This window comes from Marinobacter salinexigens (assembly GCF_008370345.1).
GTDB lineage: Bacteria > Pseudomonadota > Gammaproteobacteria > Pseudomonadales > Oleiphilaceae > Marinobacter > Marinobacter salinexigens.
The window spans coordinates 89,828-106,821 of record NZ_VTUU01000003.1 but is presented as its reverse complement, the minus strand read 5'-3'; the positions used below and the strand labels follow the sequence as shown (position 1 = coordinate 106,821).

Here is a 16,994-nt window from a genome sequence, read left to right as displayed (position 1 = left end):
TGTCAGAGATCAGCGTTTGATTGCTCACTGCAGTTCTGCTGTTCCCAGAGGCGGGCGTAGTGTCCACCCCGGGCCAGCAGTTCCCCATGGTGACCGGCTTCCACAATACGGCCAGCATCCATCACCAATATGGCGTCAGCATCCCGAATGGTAGACAGTCGGTGGGCAATGACCAGCGTTGTACGCTGCCGGCTGATTTCCCTCAGCGCACCAAGAATCGCTTGTTCGGATATTGAATCCAGGGACGACGTGGCTTCGTCGAGGATCAGCAGTGGCGGATTCTTGAGGATAACCCGGGCAATGGCCACTCTCTGTTTCTCGCCTCCGGACAGTTTCAGCCCTCGCTCTCCGACCCGGGTCTCATAGCCTTCCGGCAGGCTGTGGATAAATGTCTCAAGATGCGCCAGCCTGGCAGCATGATGGACTTCTTCTTCGCTGGCCCCCGGCCGACCGTAGGCCAGGTTCCGGTACAGGGTATCGTTGAACAGTACCGTATCCTGGGGAACCACGCCTATCGCCGCCCTCAGGCTGTCCTGAGTCACGTCACGGAGATCCTGGCCATCGATCCGGATACTGCCGTTATCCACATCGAAAAAACGGAACAACAGCCGTGCGAGGGTAGATTTTCCGGCACCGCTGGCGCCTACCACGGCGAGGGTCTTACCGGCCGGAATGGTAAAACTCACGTCTTTCAATATCGGCCGGTCCTGGCGGTAGGAGAAATCCACATGGTCAAAGCAGACCTTGCCGTTATCCACAATCAACGGTGGCGCATCGGGTTTATCCACAACAACCGGGTTATCCCCAAGCAGTTTGAATAACCGCTCCACGTTCACAAGCGCCTGGCGTATTTCCCGGTAAACAAAACCGAGCGCATTGAGGGGAATGAACAGCTGGATCAGGTAGGCGTTGATCATGGTGAAGTCGCCAAGAGTGATCTTGCCCAAAGCCACTTCCTGTACCGCCATTGCCATGATGGTGATCAGCGCCACACCGATAATCAGCGCCTGTCCCGCATTCAGCGTAGCCAGTGACAGCCGGTTTTTCAGCCGTGCCTGCTCCCAGTCCTCGAGGTCACGATCATAGAGATCCGCTTCGAACGCCTCGTTATTGAAGTACTTCACCGTCTCGTAGTTCAGCAAACTGTCCACAGCCCGGGAGTTGGACTGGTTATCCCGGGCGTTGGCCTCCCGCACAAACCGGGTTCTCCATTCAGTTACCTTGATAGAAAACGCGACATACACAACGACCGAAACCAGAATAGCCACGACGTAAGCAACGTTGAACGCCACTAACAGGATTCCGGCAACCATGAGGATTTCGAGCAGGGTAGGGACGATATTGAACAGGGTGAAACGCAAAAGGAAGCTGATGCCGTTGGTACCGCGTTCAATGTCGCGGGCCAGTCCACCGGTTTTCCGATCCAGATGAAACGACAACTCACGCTGATGCAGGTGTCGAAAGATCCTGAGGGAAATTCTCCGCATGGCCCTTTCCGCCACCCTGGCAAAGACTGCATCCCTTAGCTCACCGAACAGCGTGCTGCCAAATCTCAGTGCGCCATAGATAACCACGAGCAGTACCGGTATCCACAACAGCAGCTCGTCTCCGCGGTTCTGATCCAGATAATCGATGATGTATTTCAGGGCAATCGGCGTTGCCACCGTGGCCAGTTTGGCGAACACCAGAAAGACCAGCGCCAACACAACCCGGCCACGGTATTCGGCGAGATAGGGCCATAGCCCGGAGATCACTTTCCAGTCGGGTTTATGGTCAGCAGGGTAATCGTTATCAGCGTAGGCGCGCACAAAGATTCCTTTTTATTCAGAGCTGTCTATTCAAAGCTGTGGATAAAGACGAGTTTACCCCAGTTGATAGATTTTCCCGGCCTTCGATTGGCCAGGAATTCATCGTATACTGCCTGAACACCCTGTTTCTGACAGATCCCTGAAAGGAGCCTGTCACCGCTATTGTCGAACCAATCCAGGCTGATCTATGACCTCTCCGAGCAATTCCGCCACGCCCGACCACAAACCCCGCCCCTGGGTGGATTTACTGGTCAGTATTGTCATCCCGTCCGTCATCCTGATGAAACTCAGTGGCGATGAATACCTGGGAAATGTGAACGCACTGCTGCTCGGCCTGGCCTTCCCGCTCGGGTGGGGGCTGTTTGAGCTTATACGCTACAACAAGAAGAACTTCATTGCGGTTCTCGGTCTTGTCAGCGTAGGTCTGACCGGCGGCATTGGTCTGATGGAACTGGATCCACAGTGGTTGGCCATCAAGGAAGCAGCAGTCCCTGCCGTTATCGGGCTCGCTGTGCTGATATCCACCCGAACCAAGTACCCTCTGGTTCGTACCTTGCTCTACAATCCCAGTGTTCTGGATGTGGATAAAATTCACAGGTCGCTGGAAGAGAAGGGCAGTGTCGATGAGTTCGAGCTGCGGCTGCTTAAGGCGAGTTACTATTTCTCAGGTACCTTCCTGTTCTCATCTATCATGAACTACGTGATTGCCCGCTGGATTGTCACCAGCCCGGCAGGCACCCAGGCTTTCAATGAAGAACTCGGCAGGATGACCCTGGTGAGTTATCCCATGATCGCCATTCCCTCGATGATCATGATGATGCTGATCTTCTATTACCTGTGGCGAACCATTCGCCGTCTCACCGGTTACACTCTGGAGGAGGTCATGGCGCCACACCTTCAGGAAAAGGATGAGAAGAAAAAAGCATCAAACGAATCAGCTACCGGAAAGTAGCCTGCTTCATAGCCTTCATCTTGCTCAGACATCGCTCTCAGGCAGTGTCTGAGCAAATACCTGCCACGCCCAATTCCTTCGGCTATTCGTTTGCCAGTAGTTTATCCAGTTGGCCGTAGTTGTTCCTCAGCCAAACTCTGACTCTCTGTCGTTCAGCCATATTCATAAGATCCCGGTTATTGGCCGCCGCCCAGAAACTGGCATTGGCAAAGTCCACTTTATGGGCAAGCTTTGGATTGAGTTTGCCCAACTCGAACAGGTAGGCACCACGTGCCATTGCTTCCTGGTAGGGTTTGGAATCATGCAGCTCACTGAAATTGCTACCACGCCCCAGGTTTTGTACAACCACAAACCGCAGTTCCGGCTGTGGATAACGTGACAATACCCTGGCCAGCAGGTCTACGGAATCCGCTCCGTCATCCATCACATGCCAGAGGTAAACCGTATAACCAAGTTCGGAAAACAGCCCGAACACATCCGCTTCTTCGATCCACTCTCCGAGTCTGGTTGAGGTTTGCGCGGCCAGGTCAACAATCAGGTCGTGATCCGGCTGCGATTCACAGGCTTCGATAATCCCGTCAAGGCTGTCGTCTTCCGCCACAATCACTGACGAAGCGAACTCCCCGTAAAACCGCGAAAAGGTGCCATGGGATGCATCAGAATCAAACCCCAGAAACGGCGTCTCCCGATCAATGTAGTACTGTGCCAGGAGCCGGGAGGTCATTGATTTCCCTACACCACCTTTTTCACCACCGATAAAATGTATGCTACTCATGTGAGTTCCCTGTATGAGACTTATTGGAATGACCGTATTCATTTAAGGCTAAAGCAATAGGTGTGCCCGCCAAGGTTCATCTATTTAGCGTAACGCCAATCCATGTCCGGTTGATGGCAAAACCAATGAAAGCGGGCGAGGGCGGTTGTGAGGCAACCGGGCAGTTTATGAAGGGCAAAAAAAACGAGGACACAAGGTCCTCGTTTTTTAAACAGCATAATGAAGAATCAAACGTCCAGATTGGTCACTTCCAGTGCATTGGTCTGGATAAAGTCGCGCCGAGGTTCAACATCATCACCCATCAGGGTTGTGAAGATCTGATCAGCAGCAAAGGCATCCTCGATCGTTACCTTCATCATGCGACGGGTTTCCGGATCCATGGTCGTTTCCCACAACTGCTCCGGGTTCATTTCACCCAGTCCCTTGTAGCGCTGGATATTCAGTCCGCGCTGGGCTTCCTTCATCAGCCATTCAAGAGCACCTTCAAAAGAAAGTACCGGTTGCTTGCGCTCACCACGCTGGATGTAGGCTCCGTCTTCGATCAGGCCATCCAGTGTCTCACCCATGCGGGCGATGGCTGCGTATGAAGATGATTCAAAGAACTCGTGGCCAAATACATGATCATTGGGCATGCCATGAACGTAAATGGTCACTTTCGGCAGATAGAGATCTCGTTCTTCGTCCTTGGTTACGGAGAAGGTGTACTTGGTGCCGGTACGGGTATCCAGGTTCAGACCTTCGCCAAGACGGGCTACCCATCGGGCAACGTCCGCTTCTTCTTTCAGGTGTTCCGGCTTCAGCGTCACATTGTGAAGCATCTGCTCAAGTACCTTGGCCGGGTAAGCGCGAGACAAGCGATCAATCATCGCCATCACCGCCTGATAGTCCTTAACCATGGTCTCAAGCGCAGAGTCCTTGATCGCAGGGGCTTCCGGGTTCACATACAGCTGAGCACCTTCCAGAGCCGTCTGGGTAAGGTAGGCCTCTTTAGCCTTCTCATCCTTCAGGTACTGCTCCTGCTTCCCACGCTTCACTTTGTACAGCGGTGGCATCGCGATAAAGACATGACCACGCTCGATGATTTCACGCATCTGACGGAACAGGAAGGTGAGAAGCAGGGTCCGAATATGGGAACCATCCACATCAGCATCGGTCATGATCACAATGGAGTGATAGCGCAATTTGTCCGGGTTGAATTCTTCCCGTCCAATGCCACATCCCAGAGCGGTGATCAGGGTGCCAACTTCAGCAGAAGACAGCATCTTGTCGAATCGGGCTTTCTCGACGTTCAGGATCTTACCCTTTAGCGGGAGAATGGCCTGAGTCTTACGGTCACGCCCTTGCTTGGCGCTGCCACCCGCAGAATCACCCTCCACTATGAACAGTTCAGAGAGGGCAGGGTCCTTCTCCTGGCAGTCTGCCAGTTTTCCGGGCAAGCCTGCGATATCCAGGGCACCCTTGCGGCGGGTCATATCCCGCGCTTTCCGTGCCGCTTCCCGGGCGCGAGCAGCTTCGATCATTTTATTGACGATCTGCTTGGCTTCATTAGGCTGTTCCTGGAGATACTCAGCAAAGACCTGATACATCTCCTGCTCAACGGCGGTCTTCACCTCTGACGACACCAGTTTATCTTTCGTCTGAGATGAGAATTTCGGGTCGGGAACCTTAACGCTGATGATCGCCGTCAAGCCTTCACGGGCATCGTCACCAGAGGTGCTCACCTTCGATTTCTTGCCCAGCCCTTCGTGTTCGATGTAGTTGTTCAGCGAACGGGTCAGGGCCGCACGGAAGCCCGCCAGGTGAGTACCACCATCCCGCTGGGGAATGTTATTGGTGAAGCAGAAGATATTCTCCTGGAAGGCATCGTTCCACTGCATTGCCACTTCTACGGAAATGCCATCTTCACGTTCCTGGTTAAAGTGGAACACCCGGTTCAACGGTGTCTTGTTGGTGTTCAGGTGCTCTACAAATGCCTTCAGACCGCCTTCATACTCAAAGACTTCTTCCTTACCCGTGCGCTCGTCCGTCAGACGAATCCGAACGCCGCTGTTCAGGAATGCCAACTCACGAAGACGCTTGGCCAGGATATCGTAGTGGAACTGGATATGGGTGAAGGTATCCGGAGAAGGAATAAAGTGCACTTTGGTTCCGGAGGCGTCAGTGTCGCCAACTTCCGACAATGGCGCATTCGGCACACCGTGGGTGTAGCTTTGCTCGTAGACCTTGCCTTCACGACGAATCGTGAGAGTCAGGGTAGAGGAGAGCGCGTTTACTACGGAAACACCCACACCGTGCAGACCACCGGACACCTTATAGGAGTTGTCGTCGAACTTACCGCCGGCATGAAGAACTGTCATGATGACTTCCGCCGCGGAAACACCTTCCTCTTCGTGAAGATCCACGGGAATACCGCGACCATTGTCTTTTACAGTCACGGATTCATCGGGGTGAATAATCACACCAATTTCGGAGCAGTAACCGGCAAGAGCCTCGTCGATGGAGTTATCCACCAACTCAAAGACCATGTGGTGCAGGCCGGTACCATCATCGGTATCCCCGATGTACATGCCGGGACGCTTTCGCACCGCATCCAGTCCTTTCAAGACTTTGATGCTGGAGGAATTGTAGTTCGATTCGCTCATTCGAGACTCCTGAAGGAATGTACCGGAATGACCTCTGCAACTGCTCGCAATGAAGGCAGCTACTGAGCTCTCTCCGGACAATTTATTCTTCCGTCAATTTGCCATGTTCCACGTGGAACATCCTGTAATCGGGCGCCTCTTCCCCAGGCCACAACACATCAGGTTCCGGGTGTTCAATCGACGTGATAAACACCTGGCAGCCCAGTGACCTCAGTTTGCTGGCCAACATAGCCCGATGACCAATATCCAACTCGGCGTTAATGTCGTCGAGTAAAAATGTCACCTGCTTGCCCATTTCACTCAATATCGACCCCTGGGCGATCTTCATCAAAATAACCAGGGTCTTCTGCTGTCCACGAGAAAAGGTTTCAGCAACAGGACGCCCCTGAAACTTAAGGCGTATGTCTGCGCGATTGGGCCCATACAGCGTATGTCCCATCCTCCTTTCCTGTTCTCGGTGGTTGGCGAGTATGTCCACCAGAGACTGGCTCGTATCCCACCCTGGATAGAACTCCAGTTTCAGCCCCTGAGTCCAGCCGATATCCACTTCCGCCACCAGCGCTTCAAAATGCGTTTTAAAGAGATCGAACGTCGATTGTCTGACCTCGGTGATACGTTCACTCAGAGCGGTGTACTGGGCATCCCACACGCGGAGCAGAGATTCGTCTAGTCTACCATTTCTCAGGGTTTGATTCCGCTGCGATGTTACTCTCTGACACTGTTGCCACGTCGACGCGAACGAATGTTCCACGTGGAACACAGCCCAATCCAGAAACTGCCGTCTCTTTCCCGGACCACCCGCCACTACATCAAATACCCCGGGATCAATAACCGATACAGGCAAATGAGCAGCCAGCGCCGAAAGACTCCGAACGCCCTCGCCATCAACCCGCAGCATGGTTTCCTTCTGAGCCACGTCGCGGGCTATTCCTAGCCGGTGAATAACCTCTCCGGCCTCGCCTAAGCCTGTATCATCAAAGCCACAATCCAACCCGCCAAACACAGTAAACCTGTGCTCGCCGTGGCTAACGACAGCCTGGTGCCGGCTTACACGGAACGAACGCCCCAAACCAAGATAGCCAATGGCTTCGAGAATACTGGTTTTACCGCTGCCATTCTCTCCATAAAGAAGATTGAACGAAGGAGAAAAACTGACAGGCGCAGGCGACAAGTTACGAAAGTGTTCGGTCTGCAGTTTTACGAGCGCCATAAACGAAAAGCCGGGAAATTAGAGCACGGGGAGTGATTGTGGATAACGTTATCAACAGCCATAAAAAAGGCAGCGATGTTCTGAACAACGCTGCCTTAGTGTACAAAAGCCTACTGCGGAAGGCGATGAATCAATGCAGCATGTTGAGTCGCTCATCCATAAACACATCCATCTCCGGTGCGAGGATATGGACGTAGCGATCAAAATACAGAAACTGCTTGAGTAGCAGCGCAAATTCCCGGGGGAAGTGCAGCCCGTGGCTTTCACCAATTCTCACCATATCCATCAGAATATGGTTGACGTCATCTTCCGCCTGATCCGCTTCGTAAGGAACCTGGTCCGGAACCATCTTGTCCATCTGTTGGTACAAACGACGCAGGTCAGACGCGAGATCGTTGACCGCAACACTCTGTCGCGTTACCCCAATGCGTATCATCGCATCGGCCATACCTTCAAAGTTTCCAACCATCACTGCGGAAATAAAGTCGCTTACCGCCTGCCAGGTATCCGGCTTGATCCTGCCAACAATACCAAAATCGATAAAGCCGACGCGCCCGTCTTTCAACACCATCAGGTTTCCGGCATGAACGTCCGCGTGGAAAAACTCACACTGGGTAAGGCTCGAAAACCAGGTGTTCATCGCGGTGATCAACGTACGCTCAGGGTCCCGTGCATAACCCCGGATACTTTCAAGATCCGTCAGCGGTACTCCGTAAAACCGCTCCATGGTCAGCACCCGGCGGGTGCTGCATTGCTCATAGACCCGAGGTACGGTTGCATCTTCATTATGGGTATCATTGAGGAAATTCCGGAACACCTTGAGATTATTGGCTTCCTTGATGAAATCACACTCTTCCATCATGGTGCGCTGAATCTCCTCCACAATGCCGGAGAGCGACGTCCAGGACAGCTTAGGTGCCAGCGTTTCCAGAATTCGTGCCGACAGGTAAAGAAAGTTAAGGTCCGTGAGCAGAATATTTTCCACACCGGGCTTCTGAACCTTGATGACGACTTCCTCACCGGTTATCAGACGGGCAGCATGAACCTGGGCGATGGATGCAGAAGCCAGAGCTACCGGATCGATTTCCGAATAGACCTGATCGAGCGGCTTTCCAATTTCCTCACGAATGATTTTCTTGATGACACCAAACGGCAGGTTCGGTGTTTTGTCGAGGCAGTACTGAAACTCCTCAACATATTCCTTGGGGAAGAAAGTCGGGGAGCTGGCGATGAATTGCCCCAGCTTGATGTAGGTCGCCCCAAGGGATTCGAACGTTTGCCGGAGCATGCGCGGGGCAGGGGGGCGATCCCCCCTGAGCCAGTTGACACCGGTACGTCCAAGCACGGACAACGTCTGCCCAACGCGAAAAGCGCCCTTGATTCCATTCGTCACGGTGCCCATCAGTATTCTCCTATAGCCTCATCGGCATGACCACGTAGAGGCAACGGTTATCGTTCTGCGCTTCAATCAAGGCGCTGCTGTTAGGGTTGGACAGCGTGATCTTGACCTGATCATCATCGAGCGCGTTCATCACATCTACCAGATAACCTACATTAAATCCGATCTGAAGTGATTCGCCCTGATAGTCCACAGAGAGCGCGTCTTCGGCCTGTTCCTGGTCTGGGTTGTTGGCAAACACCTGCAGCTCATTCGATGCCAGGTTCAGCCGTACCCCACGGATGTTTTCATGGGACAGAATACCGGCGCGCTGCAGGGTATTCTTGAGCGTCGCACGGTCCGCCAACACCACTTTATCCCCACCCCTGGGGATAACCCGGTTATAGTCCGGGAATTTGCCTTCAATGAGCTTGGAGGTAAAGGTGTAAGCACCAACCGTAGCACGCAGATGGTTATCACCAATCACCAGAGTTACCGGTGTTTCCACATCATCCAGCAAACGGGCCAGCTCAAGCACACCCTTACGGGGAACAATGACCTGACGGGCGTCCGGGCAGCCCGTCGCCAGTTCGAGATGGGCCATAGCCAGACGGTGGCCGTCAGTTGCTACAGTGCGAATATGCTGTTCATCGACTTCCAGCAACAGCCCATTCAGGTAATAACGGACATCCTGTTGCGCCATGGCGAAAGCTGTCGCGTCCAGCATACGCCCGAGTTCTTTCTGGGGCAGTTCCAGACGGAAACTTTCCGCTTCATCCTCTACATTCGGAAAATGTTCTGCAGGCAGCGTGGACAGAGTAAAGTGACTGGCACCACAACGCAGGTGCAGGCGATCACCTTCCAGAGATAGCTCAATCGGTGCCTCATCACCCAATGCACGGCAGATATCCGCCAATTTACGGGCAGGAACCGTAATCTGACCTGGCTGATCCACATGAACCGGAGTCACCCGGCCAACCAGTTCCACTTCCATATTGGTACCGGTGAGAGTGAGAGTATTATCCTCTGCCACCAACAATACGTTGGACAACACCGGCATGGTCTGTTTCTTCTCTACCACGCCAGCAATGCTTTGCAGCGGGGTAAGCAGGGATTCACGGCTGATCGTCAGTTTCATGGCACTCAGCTTACTTTGATTGAAAGGATGAATGTGTGTCGCTAAACACCCCGAATCAGGTGGTCAGCAGTCTCATAAAGTTCTGATAATCCTCGCGGATGCCTGGATCTGTCTCCTGGAGTTCCACGATTTTTTTGCACGCGTGCAAGACGGTTGTATGGTCCCGGCCACCAAAAGCGTCGCCTATCTCAGGCAAACTGTGATTGGTCAATTCCTTGGACAATGCCATGGCAACCTGGCGGGGACGGGTTACGGTGCGGGTCCGGCGCTTGGACAACAGATCCGCCACCTTGATCTTGTAATACTCAGCCACCGTACGCTGAATGTTATCAATACTGACCTGTTTCTCATGCAGGGCCAGCAAATCCTTCAGACTTTCCCGAATAAACGGCGGCGTTATTTCCGAACCGGTGAAGTGAGCATTCGCTATCACCAAACGAAGTGCCCCTTCCAGCTCTCGAACATTTGAACGAATCTTCTGAGCGATAAAAAAGGCAGCTTCGCTGCTCAGTTTAACGTTAACCTGCTCGGCTTTTTTCATCAGAATCGCCACCCGCGTTTCCAGTTCGGGTGGCTCAACCATGACCGTCAGCCCCCAACCGAAACGGGACTTCAGGCGCTCTTCCATATCTGCAATTTCTTTCGGGAAACGGTCACAGGTCACGATAACCTGTTGCCCACCTTCAAGCAGCGCATTAAAGGTGTGGAAAAACTCTTCCTGGGATCGCTCCTTGCGGGCAAAGAACTGGATATCATCAATCAGCAGCGCGTCCACCGACCGGTAATACCGCTTGAATTCATTGATCGCGTTCAACTGCAGCGCCTTGACCATATCCGCCACAAATCGTTCGGATCGCAGATAAGCTACCTTGGCCTTCGGGTTACGACGAACAATTTCGTTGCCGATCGCATGCATAAGGTGGGTTTTACCCAGGCCAACACCACCATAGAGAAACAGCGGGTTATAGGCACCACCCGGGTTCTCCGCAACCTGCATTGAGGCCGCACGGGCTAACTGGTTCGATTTACCTTCAACAAAGGTTTCAAACGTGAACCCTTCATTAAGGAAACTCTGGTGCTTGATGTCACCCTCGACCTGAACAGACCGACGCTCGGGCTCAGCCTTCGGTTTTACAGCCGCGGGCTCGGGAGCCAAGGTCGCAGCTACCCCTTTTTCCTCATCAGTGACCTGGCTTCCCGCTTCTTCCTGAACCCTGGCTCTGCTTACGGGCACTTCGGCCACAGACCTTGAGACCGCTTCGGTCTCCCGGGGTGCAGACCCGACCTTCATATTAACCCGGGGTGCCTGGCCGCCGTGCAGATCTTTAAGGACTTCCTCTATGCGCCGGAGGTACTTTTCATTGACCCAATCCATAACAAAGCGGTTAGGCGCGAACAGCATAAGCTGCCCATCCCGCTGATCGGACTGCAAAGGCCTGAGCCAGGTGTTGAACTGTTGTGCGGGAAACTCATCCCGGAGTACTTCAAGACATTGATGCCACATACTATTAGGCACGACAGCCTGCTCCTGATAACCCAGATTGCCTCATCCGGAAAATCACCCTTCCGGACTTAAAGAGAAGACCTCGGATTCTAACCCGCCAGACCTTCCAGTAAAAGGGCTTCAGACCTGTTCATAAACAGCCTGTGGAAACTTTCTTTTCTATTTTTCAGATTCTTACAGACTTACCTACAGGCTTGTGTACAGAAAATTCCATCAATAAAACTTACCCACAGCCCTGTGTGTATACCTTGCGTTTAACCCTGTGAGGAAGCACAGGACCAATCAGTGGATAACCTGGACTCTGACCAGAGATCCGACTTTCCCACAATTCATTGGTCATTTCTCCACAGGGCTCATCCGGCCTTGTCAATATCCTTGTCAACCTTACAAGCCACTGACAAAATTGTATTTTTTACCCTTATCCACAAAAACACAGGGTACTAATAACAGTAATAAATAATCCTTAAAAGAATTCTAAAAGAACCTGATTAATCTATTATTCGATTGCCAACAGCCTCCCTCACGGCACATTGTCAAAACCCCTTATGCAGAACCATTGAATTTCCCTCGGTATTTGCATAGAATGCCGCTCCTGTTTTGGCTGTACATTTTCCAGCCAGTAACCGAATTTTTAACCAGAATTGTGAGATCATCACCATGAAAAGAACGTTTCAACCAAGCGTCCTGAAGCGTAAGCGCACCCACGGCTTCCGTGCCCGTATGGCTACAGCCAATGGCCGTAAGGTTATTAGCCGTCGTCGTGCGAAAGGTCGCGCTCGTCTGTCTGCGTAAGACCTGTTCGCCTGATGAAGGCTTTGAGTTTCCCGAAATCACATCGGCTTCTTCGACCTGCTGATTACGGCAAAGTCTTCGACGACGTTCAGCTGAAAGTTCCGCATCGGAATTTCCTGATCCTGGCAACACCGAATTCTCTCGGTCATGCCAGGGTCGGTCTGATTTTTTCCAAGAAGAACCTCAGGCTGGCTGTTCAGCGAAACCGGATCAAACGCCAGGTCAGAGAAAGCTTCAGACAGCAGACTGATCTCCCGAACCTTGATGTTGTGGTTCTGGGAAGACAGGGACTGACCCATCTCGATAACACCGCTGTTCAGGCATCATTGAACGATCTCTGGCACCGGTTGAAGAAAAAACACCGTCAATCCCAGTCATCCCGGGTAGAGAACACAGGCCCTGCCGGTAGAGGAAAGGGGTAATGCGCAAACTCCTGCTACTGCCCATTCGTTTCTATCAGTACGCAATCAGTCCTCTGATGGCCAGTCACTGCCGCCACTATCCCACCTGTTCGCATTACGCTGTTGAAGCAATCAATCATCATGGTGCTGCCAAAGGCACTTATCTCGCCATTCGACGGCTTTTAAGGTGTCATCCCTGGGCCGAAGGCGGGTATGATCCCGTACCGGGAACCACACACTCCGACTGTGAGTGCTCAATGAATTCCTGTTCGCAGGCTGACTTTTCCCACTCCACAACCCAGACCAGACAGTAACTCTATGGACATTCAACGCATCGTATTATTTGCCGGCCTGGCTATTGTCAGTTATCTGATGGTGCTTGCCTGGAATGAGGATTATCACCAGCCGCCTGCGACAGAACAGGTCGTTGAAAGCATTGCCAATCCGGGAATGGGCGAAAGTGCCGGTGATGGCATGGTGCTTCCTGGTGAACAAACCAGCACAGCGGGCAACGAAGAGTTCGCGACGCCGGATAGCGGCCAGCAACTGGCTGCCAGCACCGGTGAATCCAATGGTGATGAGCTGGAAAACCGCTATATTTCTGTACGCACGGACGTCTATGATTTGGCCATCGACCGGGTAGGTGGCAATCTGGTCAGAGCGTCCCTGCTCAATTACGACAAATCCCTGAACAGTGAACAGCCTCTGGCGTTGCTTAACAGCACAGAAACATCAACGTATGTGCTCGAAAGCGGTCTGATTGGCCAGAATGGCCCGGACAGTCGCAAAAACGGCGCTGCCCCTGTTTACCAGACGCTGGAAACAAGTTACGAATTGTCCGAAGGTGAGGATCAACTGACCGTTGATCTGGTGACAACGACCGATTCTGGCGTGAAGATCACCAAACGCTACCAGTTTGGCCGCGATGATTACGAAATTGGCGTCCGCTACCTGATTGAAAACGGCTCTGATCAAACCTGGAAAGCCAACTTTACCGGTAAAATTGTCCGTGACGAGGCTGCCGATCCGACTTCTCAGGCCAGCGTAGGTATCCGCGCTTTCCTCGGTATGGTGATGAGTTCACCGGAGGATCCCTACGAGAAGTTCGAATTCGACGATCTGTCAGAAACCAATATAAATCAATCAGTTACGAATGGATGGCTGGCATTCCTACAGCATTACTTCCTGACCGCCTGGGTTCCTGCAAAAGACCTGCCCGCTCAATACCAGACCACCAAACGCGGTAATCTGCATGTCATGGGATTTGTCTATCCCGCCACATCAGTAGCCCCGGGCGAAACCGTTGAAGTTGGCGCCCAGGCCTATGTGGGCCCCAAGATTATTGATCGTCTGGAAGCCGTTGCCCCGAATCTCGACCGTACCGTGGACTTTGGCTGGTTGTTCTTTATCTCGCTGCCGCTGTTCATCGTACTGGAATGGTTCCATAGCATTGTGGGTAACTGGGGTGCCGCCATCATCCTGCTGACGGTTCTGGTCAAGGCTGTGTTCTTCCACCTGTCTGCAACCAGCTACCGCTCCATGGCCAAGATGCGTGCTGTCGCACCGCAACTGACGCGCCTGAAAGAGCTATACGGCGATGACCGGCAACGCATGTCCCAGGAAATGATGGCTCTGTACAAGCGGGAAAAAATCAATCCGCTGGGCGGCTGCCTGCCGATTCTGGTCCAGATGCCGGTATTCATATCCCTGTACTGGGTTCTGTTCGAGAGCGTTCAGCTACGGCAGGCTCCGTTCATGCTGTGGATTCACGATCTTTCACAGATGGATCCGTACTTCATCCTGCCGATTCTGATGGGGGCAAGTATGTTCCTGCAGATGCACCTGAATCCGACTCCGCCGGACCCCATGCAGGCCAAGATCATGAAGCTTATGCCGCTGATCTTTACGGTGTTCTTCCTCTGGTTCCCGGCAGGTCTGGTACTGTACTGGCTGGTTAACAACATTTTGTCCATCAGTCAGCAGTGGTACATTACCCGTAAGATTGAGGCGGAAACCGCAGGCAAGAAATACTGACCTGTACCGCTGATATGATCCCGACAGAGGCTCCGTTACGGGGCCTCTGTTGTTTTTGCCAAGGACCCGTCATGAATCACAGTTCCGATACCATTGCCGCAATTGCTACCGCACCCGGCCAGGCCGGTGTCGGGATTGTCCGGGTTTCGGGGCCGGCAGCCGCCAGGATTGCCAGTCAGATGCTGGGGTTTGAGCCCAGGCCTCGTTACGCTCACTATGGCCCATTCCATGACGGCAACGGTGAACTCATTGATGAGGGTATCGGCCTGTTTTTCCCGAACCCACATTCCTTCACCGGCGAAGACGTGTTTGAGCTTCAGGGCCATGGCGGCACCGTTATTCTTGATCTTCTGTTGCGGGAAGTCTGCGCGTTGGGAGCCCGCCTGGCCCGCCCCGGGGAGTTCTCGGAACGGGCGTTTCTTAACGACAAACTGGATCTTGCCCAGGCTGAAGCCATTGCCGATCTGATTGAAAGCAGCTCGGAGCAGGCCGCCCGGTGCGCCGTGCGCTCTATGCAGGGGGTGTTTTCCCGGCAGGTGGATGACCTGGTGGATGCGGTTACCCATTTACGTATCTACGTTGAAGCCGCAATCGATTTCCCTGAAGAGGAAATTGATTTTCTTGCCGACGGGAAAGTCGCTACGGACCTGCAGAGCCTCCTGGACCGGCTTGAAACCATATTGGCCGAGGCCCAACAGGGCACGATCCTGAGGGATGGCATGAAAGTGGTGATTGCCGGGCGACCCAATGCCGGCAAGTCCAGCCTGCTCAATGCCCTGGCCGGCAGGGAAGCGGCCATCGTAACCGCGATTGAAGGTACGACCCGGGATGTCCTCCGTGAACATATCCACATTGATGGAATGCCTCTGCATATCATCGATACGGCCGGGCTAAGAGACAGCCCCGATGAGGTGGAACAGATCGGCATCGCCCGGGCCTGGGAAGAAATCCGGCAGGCCGATCGAATCCTGCTCATGGTAGATGCCACCACAACGGATAAAACCGAGCCCCACGATATCTGGCCAGACTTTATCGACCAACTACCGAAGCAGGCACCGGTTACTGTTATCCGAAATAAAGTCGATCTTTCCAGTGAAACGGTAGGACTCTTGGACCAACCAGACCAGGCAGCACCGGTGATCCGGCTTGCGGCAAAGTCGTCCGAAGGGCTGGACGTGCTCAGAGATCACCTGAAGCAGTGCATGGGATTCGCTACCACCACCGAAGGCGGCTTCCTGGCTCGCCGTCGTCATCTCGATGCTCTGGAACGGGCGAGGGAGTTATTGCTTCAGGGTCAGTCCCAACTGGAAGGCTTTGGTGCAGGTGAACTACTCGCCGAAGACCTGCGGGCGGCCCAGGATGCACTGGGTGAGATTACCGGCCACCTGACGCCGGATGAACTGCTGGGCAAGATTTTCAGCAGTTTCTGTATCGGAAAATAACAACACTCTATCCGGCGGGCTCTGAAGCCCTTGCCGACCTTACGAAAACTAACAGTTTATCTGTAAAACAACGTTAACAGCTCGGGTAAACTCCGCCACTTTTCTGGATCCTGCTGCGGTTTCCGCAGTACACGCTTTAACGGTCAAGGAGATAACCCGTGCGTAAGTTGATCAGCACTTTTGCTGCTTTTCTGGTCTTTGCCAGTGCTTCAGTTCCTGCTTTGGGGGCTGAAAAACTGTATATCTACACTGAGAACTTCCCCCCGTACAACATGAGTTCAACCGGTCGGGCTTTCGAGCACAACGGTGATGGAATTGATGGTTTGTGTACCGAGATGGTCAAGGCGGTTCTTGAGGCTTCCGGTCTCGACTACGTCATCAAGCTCCGCAACTGGGACTATGGCTACAACCGGGCACTGAATAAAAAGAACCACGGTATCTTCTGTACGACCTACACAGAGAATCGTGCGCCCCAGTTCAAATGGGTCGGGCCGCTGACCAGCAACCTGTGGACAATTTTTGCTCCCGCGGGTTCTGATCTGAAGATTGATGAGCTCCAAGACACCAAAAACATGGTATACGCAGGATACCGCGGTGATGTCATGACCGAGTACCTCCTGGAGCGTGGCTACGAGGTCTCTCAAATGGAAAGTGACGATCTGAACCCGAAGCGCCTGGAGCTGGGGCAGGTCGACCTGTGGATAGCGGACCGACTGGCTGGACCTTACTTCGCATCCCAACAGAATGTGGAAGGTCTTGTTCCGGTGTATTCATTCAACAACACTGAGCTGTTTCTTGCCATGAATCTGGAAACGCCGGATGAGGTTGTGGATAAGTTGAATGAAGGTCTGAAAACCATCAAGAACAATGGCCTTTACGAAGCGATTGAGACTAAATACGGCCTGTAAGGCTTTATAG

At 53.1% G+C, this 16,994-nt stretch carries 14 protein-coding genes; 7 read left to right on the top strand and 7 right to left on the bottom strand.

What is annotated here, in order from left to right; all coding sequences use genetic code 11:
- Positions 1-2 precede the first annotated feature (2 nt).
- Positions 3-1,808, bottom strand: a complete 1,806-nt coding sequence (locus FWJ25_RS07845) for an ABCB family ABC transporter ATP-binding protein/permease (RefSeq protein WP_149599723.1) — start codon at positions 1,806-1,808, stop codon at positions 3-5.
- 187 nt (positions 1,809-1,995) lie between these two features.
- Here FWJ25_RS07845 and FWJ25_RS07840 point away from each other — a divergent pair, with 187 nt between their 5' ends.
- Complete coding sequence (locus FWJ25_RS07840; protein WP_149599722.1) at positions 1,996-2,760, top strand: VC0807 family protein; 765 nt, start codon at positions 1,996-1,998, stop codon at positions 2,758-2,760.
- A gap of 82 nt (positions 2,761-2,842) precedes the next feature.
- On the opposite strand, the gene FWJ25_RS07835 is transcribed toward FWJ25_RS07840, so the two are convergent.
- From FWJ25_RS07835 to dnaA, 6 genes are all read right to left on the bottom strand, one after another.
- Entirely contained in the window at positions 2,843-3,535 is a 693-nt protein-coding gene (locus tag FWJ25_RS07835) for a P-loop NTPase family protein (protein WP_149599721.1), read from the bottom strand.
- 227 nt (positions 3,536-3,762) lie between these two features.
- Positions 3,763-6,177: a DNA topoisomerase (ATP-hydrolyzing) subunit B gene (gene gyrB, locus FWJ25_RS07830; RefSeq protein ID WP_149599720.1), complete on the bottom strand. Its 2,415-nt coding sequence runs from the start codon at positions 6,175-6,177 to the stop codon at positions 3,763-3,765.
- An 82-nt stretch (positions 6,178-6,259) separates the two neighbouring features.
- On the bottom strand, positions 6,260-7,387 hold the full coding sequence (gene recF, locus FWJ25_RS07825) for a DNA replication/repair protein RecF (RefSeq protein WP_149599719.1): 1,128 nt from the start codon (positions 7,385-7,387) through the stop codon (positions 6,260-6,262).
- A gap of 130 nt (positions 7,388-7,517) precedes the next feature.
- Positions 7,518-8,789, bottom strand: a complete 1,272-nt coding sequence (locus FWJ25_RS07820; protein ID WP_149599718.1) for an ABC1 kinase family protein — start codon at positions 8,787-8,789, stop codon at positions 7,518-7,520.
- A 10-nt stretch (positions 8,790-8,799) separates the two neighbouring features.
- The gene (dnaN, locus tag FWJ25_RS07815; RefSeq protein ID WP_149599717.1) at positions 8,800-9,903 is read right to left on the bottom strand and encodes a DNA polymerase III subunit beta; all 1,104 of its coding nucleotides are present in this window, start codon (positions 9,901-9,903) and stop codon (positions 8,800-8,802) included.
- Positions 9,904-9,958: 55 nt separating this feature from the next.
- Positions 9,959-11,407, bottom strand: coding sequence for a chromosomal replication initiator protein DnaA (dnaA, locus tag FWJ25_RS07810; protein ID WP_438616563.1), 1,449 nt, complete (start codon positions 11,405-11,407; stop codon positions 9,959-9,961).
- Between the two features lie 657 nt (positions 11,408-12,064).
- On the opposite strand from dnaA, the gene rpmH reads away from it, so the two are divergent.
- The 6 genes from rpmH (at position 12,065) to FWJ25_RS07780 (ending at position 16,984) form a co-directional block, all read left to right on the top strand.
- Positions 12,065-12,199: a 50S ribosomal protein L34 gene (rpmH, locus tag FWJ25_RS07805; protein ID WP_149599715.1), complete on the top strand. Its 135-nt coding sequence runs from the start codon at positions 12,065-12,067 to the stop codon at positions 12,197-12,199.
- Between the two features lie 14 nt (positions 12,200-12,213).
- Entirely contained in the window at positions 12,214-12,621 is a 408-nt protein-coding gene (gene rnpA / locus FWJ25_RS07800; RefSeq protein ID WP_149599714.1) for a ribonuclease P protein component, read from the top strand.
- A complete protein-coding gene (yidD, locus tag FWJ25_RS07795; RefSeq protein ID WP_149599713.1) occupies positions 12,621-12,914 on the top strand; it encodes a membrane protein insertion efficiency factor YidD in 294 nt (97 codons plus the stop codon). Before rnpA ends, yidD begins: the two co-directional genes overlap by 1 nt.
- 4 nt (positions 12,915-12,918) lie before the next feature.
- Positions 12,919-14,634, top strand: a complete 1,716-nt coding sequence (gene yidC, locus FWJ25_RS07790; protein WP_149599712.1) for a membrane protein insertase YidC — start codon at positions 12,919-12,921, stop codon at positions 14,632-14,634.
- A 71-nt stretch (positions 14,635-14,705) separates the two neighbouring features.
- Positions 14,706-16,076: a tRNA uridine-5-carboxymethylaminomethyl(34) synthesis GTPase MnmE gene (mnmE, locus tag FWJ25_RS07785; RefSeq protein ID WP_149599711.1), complete on the top strand. Its 1,371-nt coding sequence runs from the start codon at positions 14,706-14,708 to the stop codon at positions 16,074-16,076.
- A 158-nt stretch (positions 16,077-16,234) separates the two neighbouring features.
- Positions 16,235-16,984, top strand: coding sequence for a substrate-binding periplasmic protein (locus FWJ25_RS07780; protein ID WP_149599710.1), 750 nt, complete (start codon positions 16,235-16,237; stop codon positions 16,982-16,984).
- Positions 16,985-16,994: the final 10 nt, after the last annotated feature.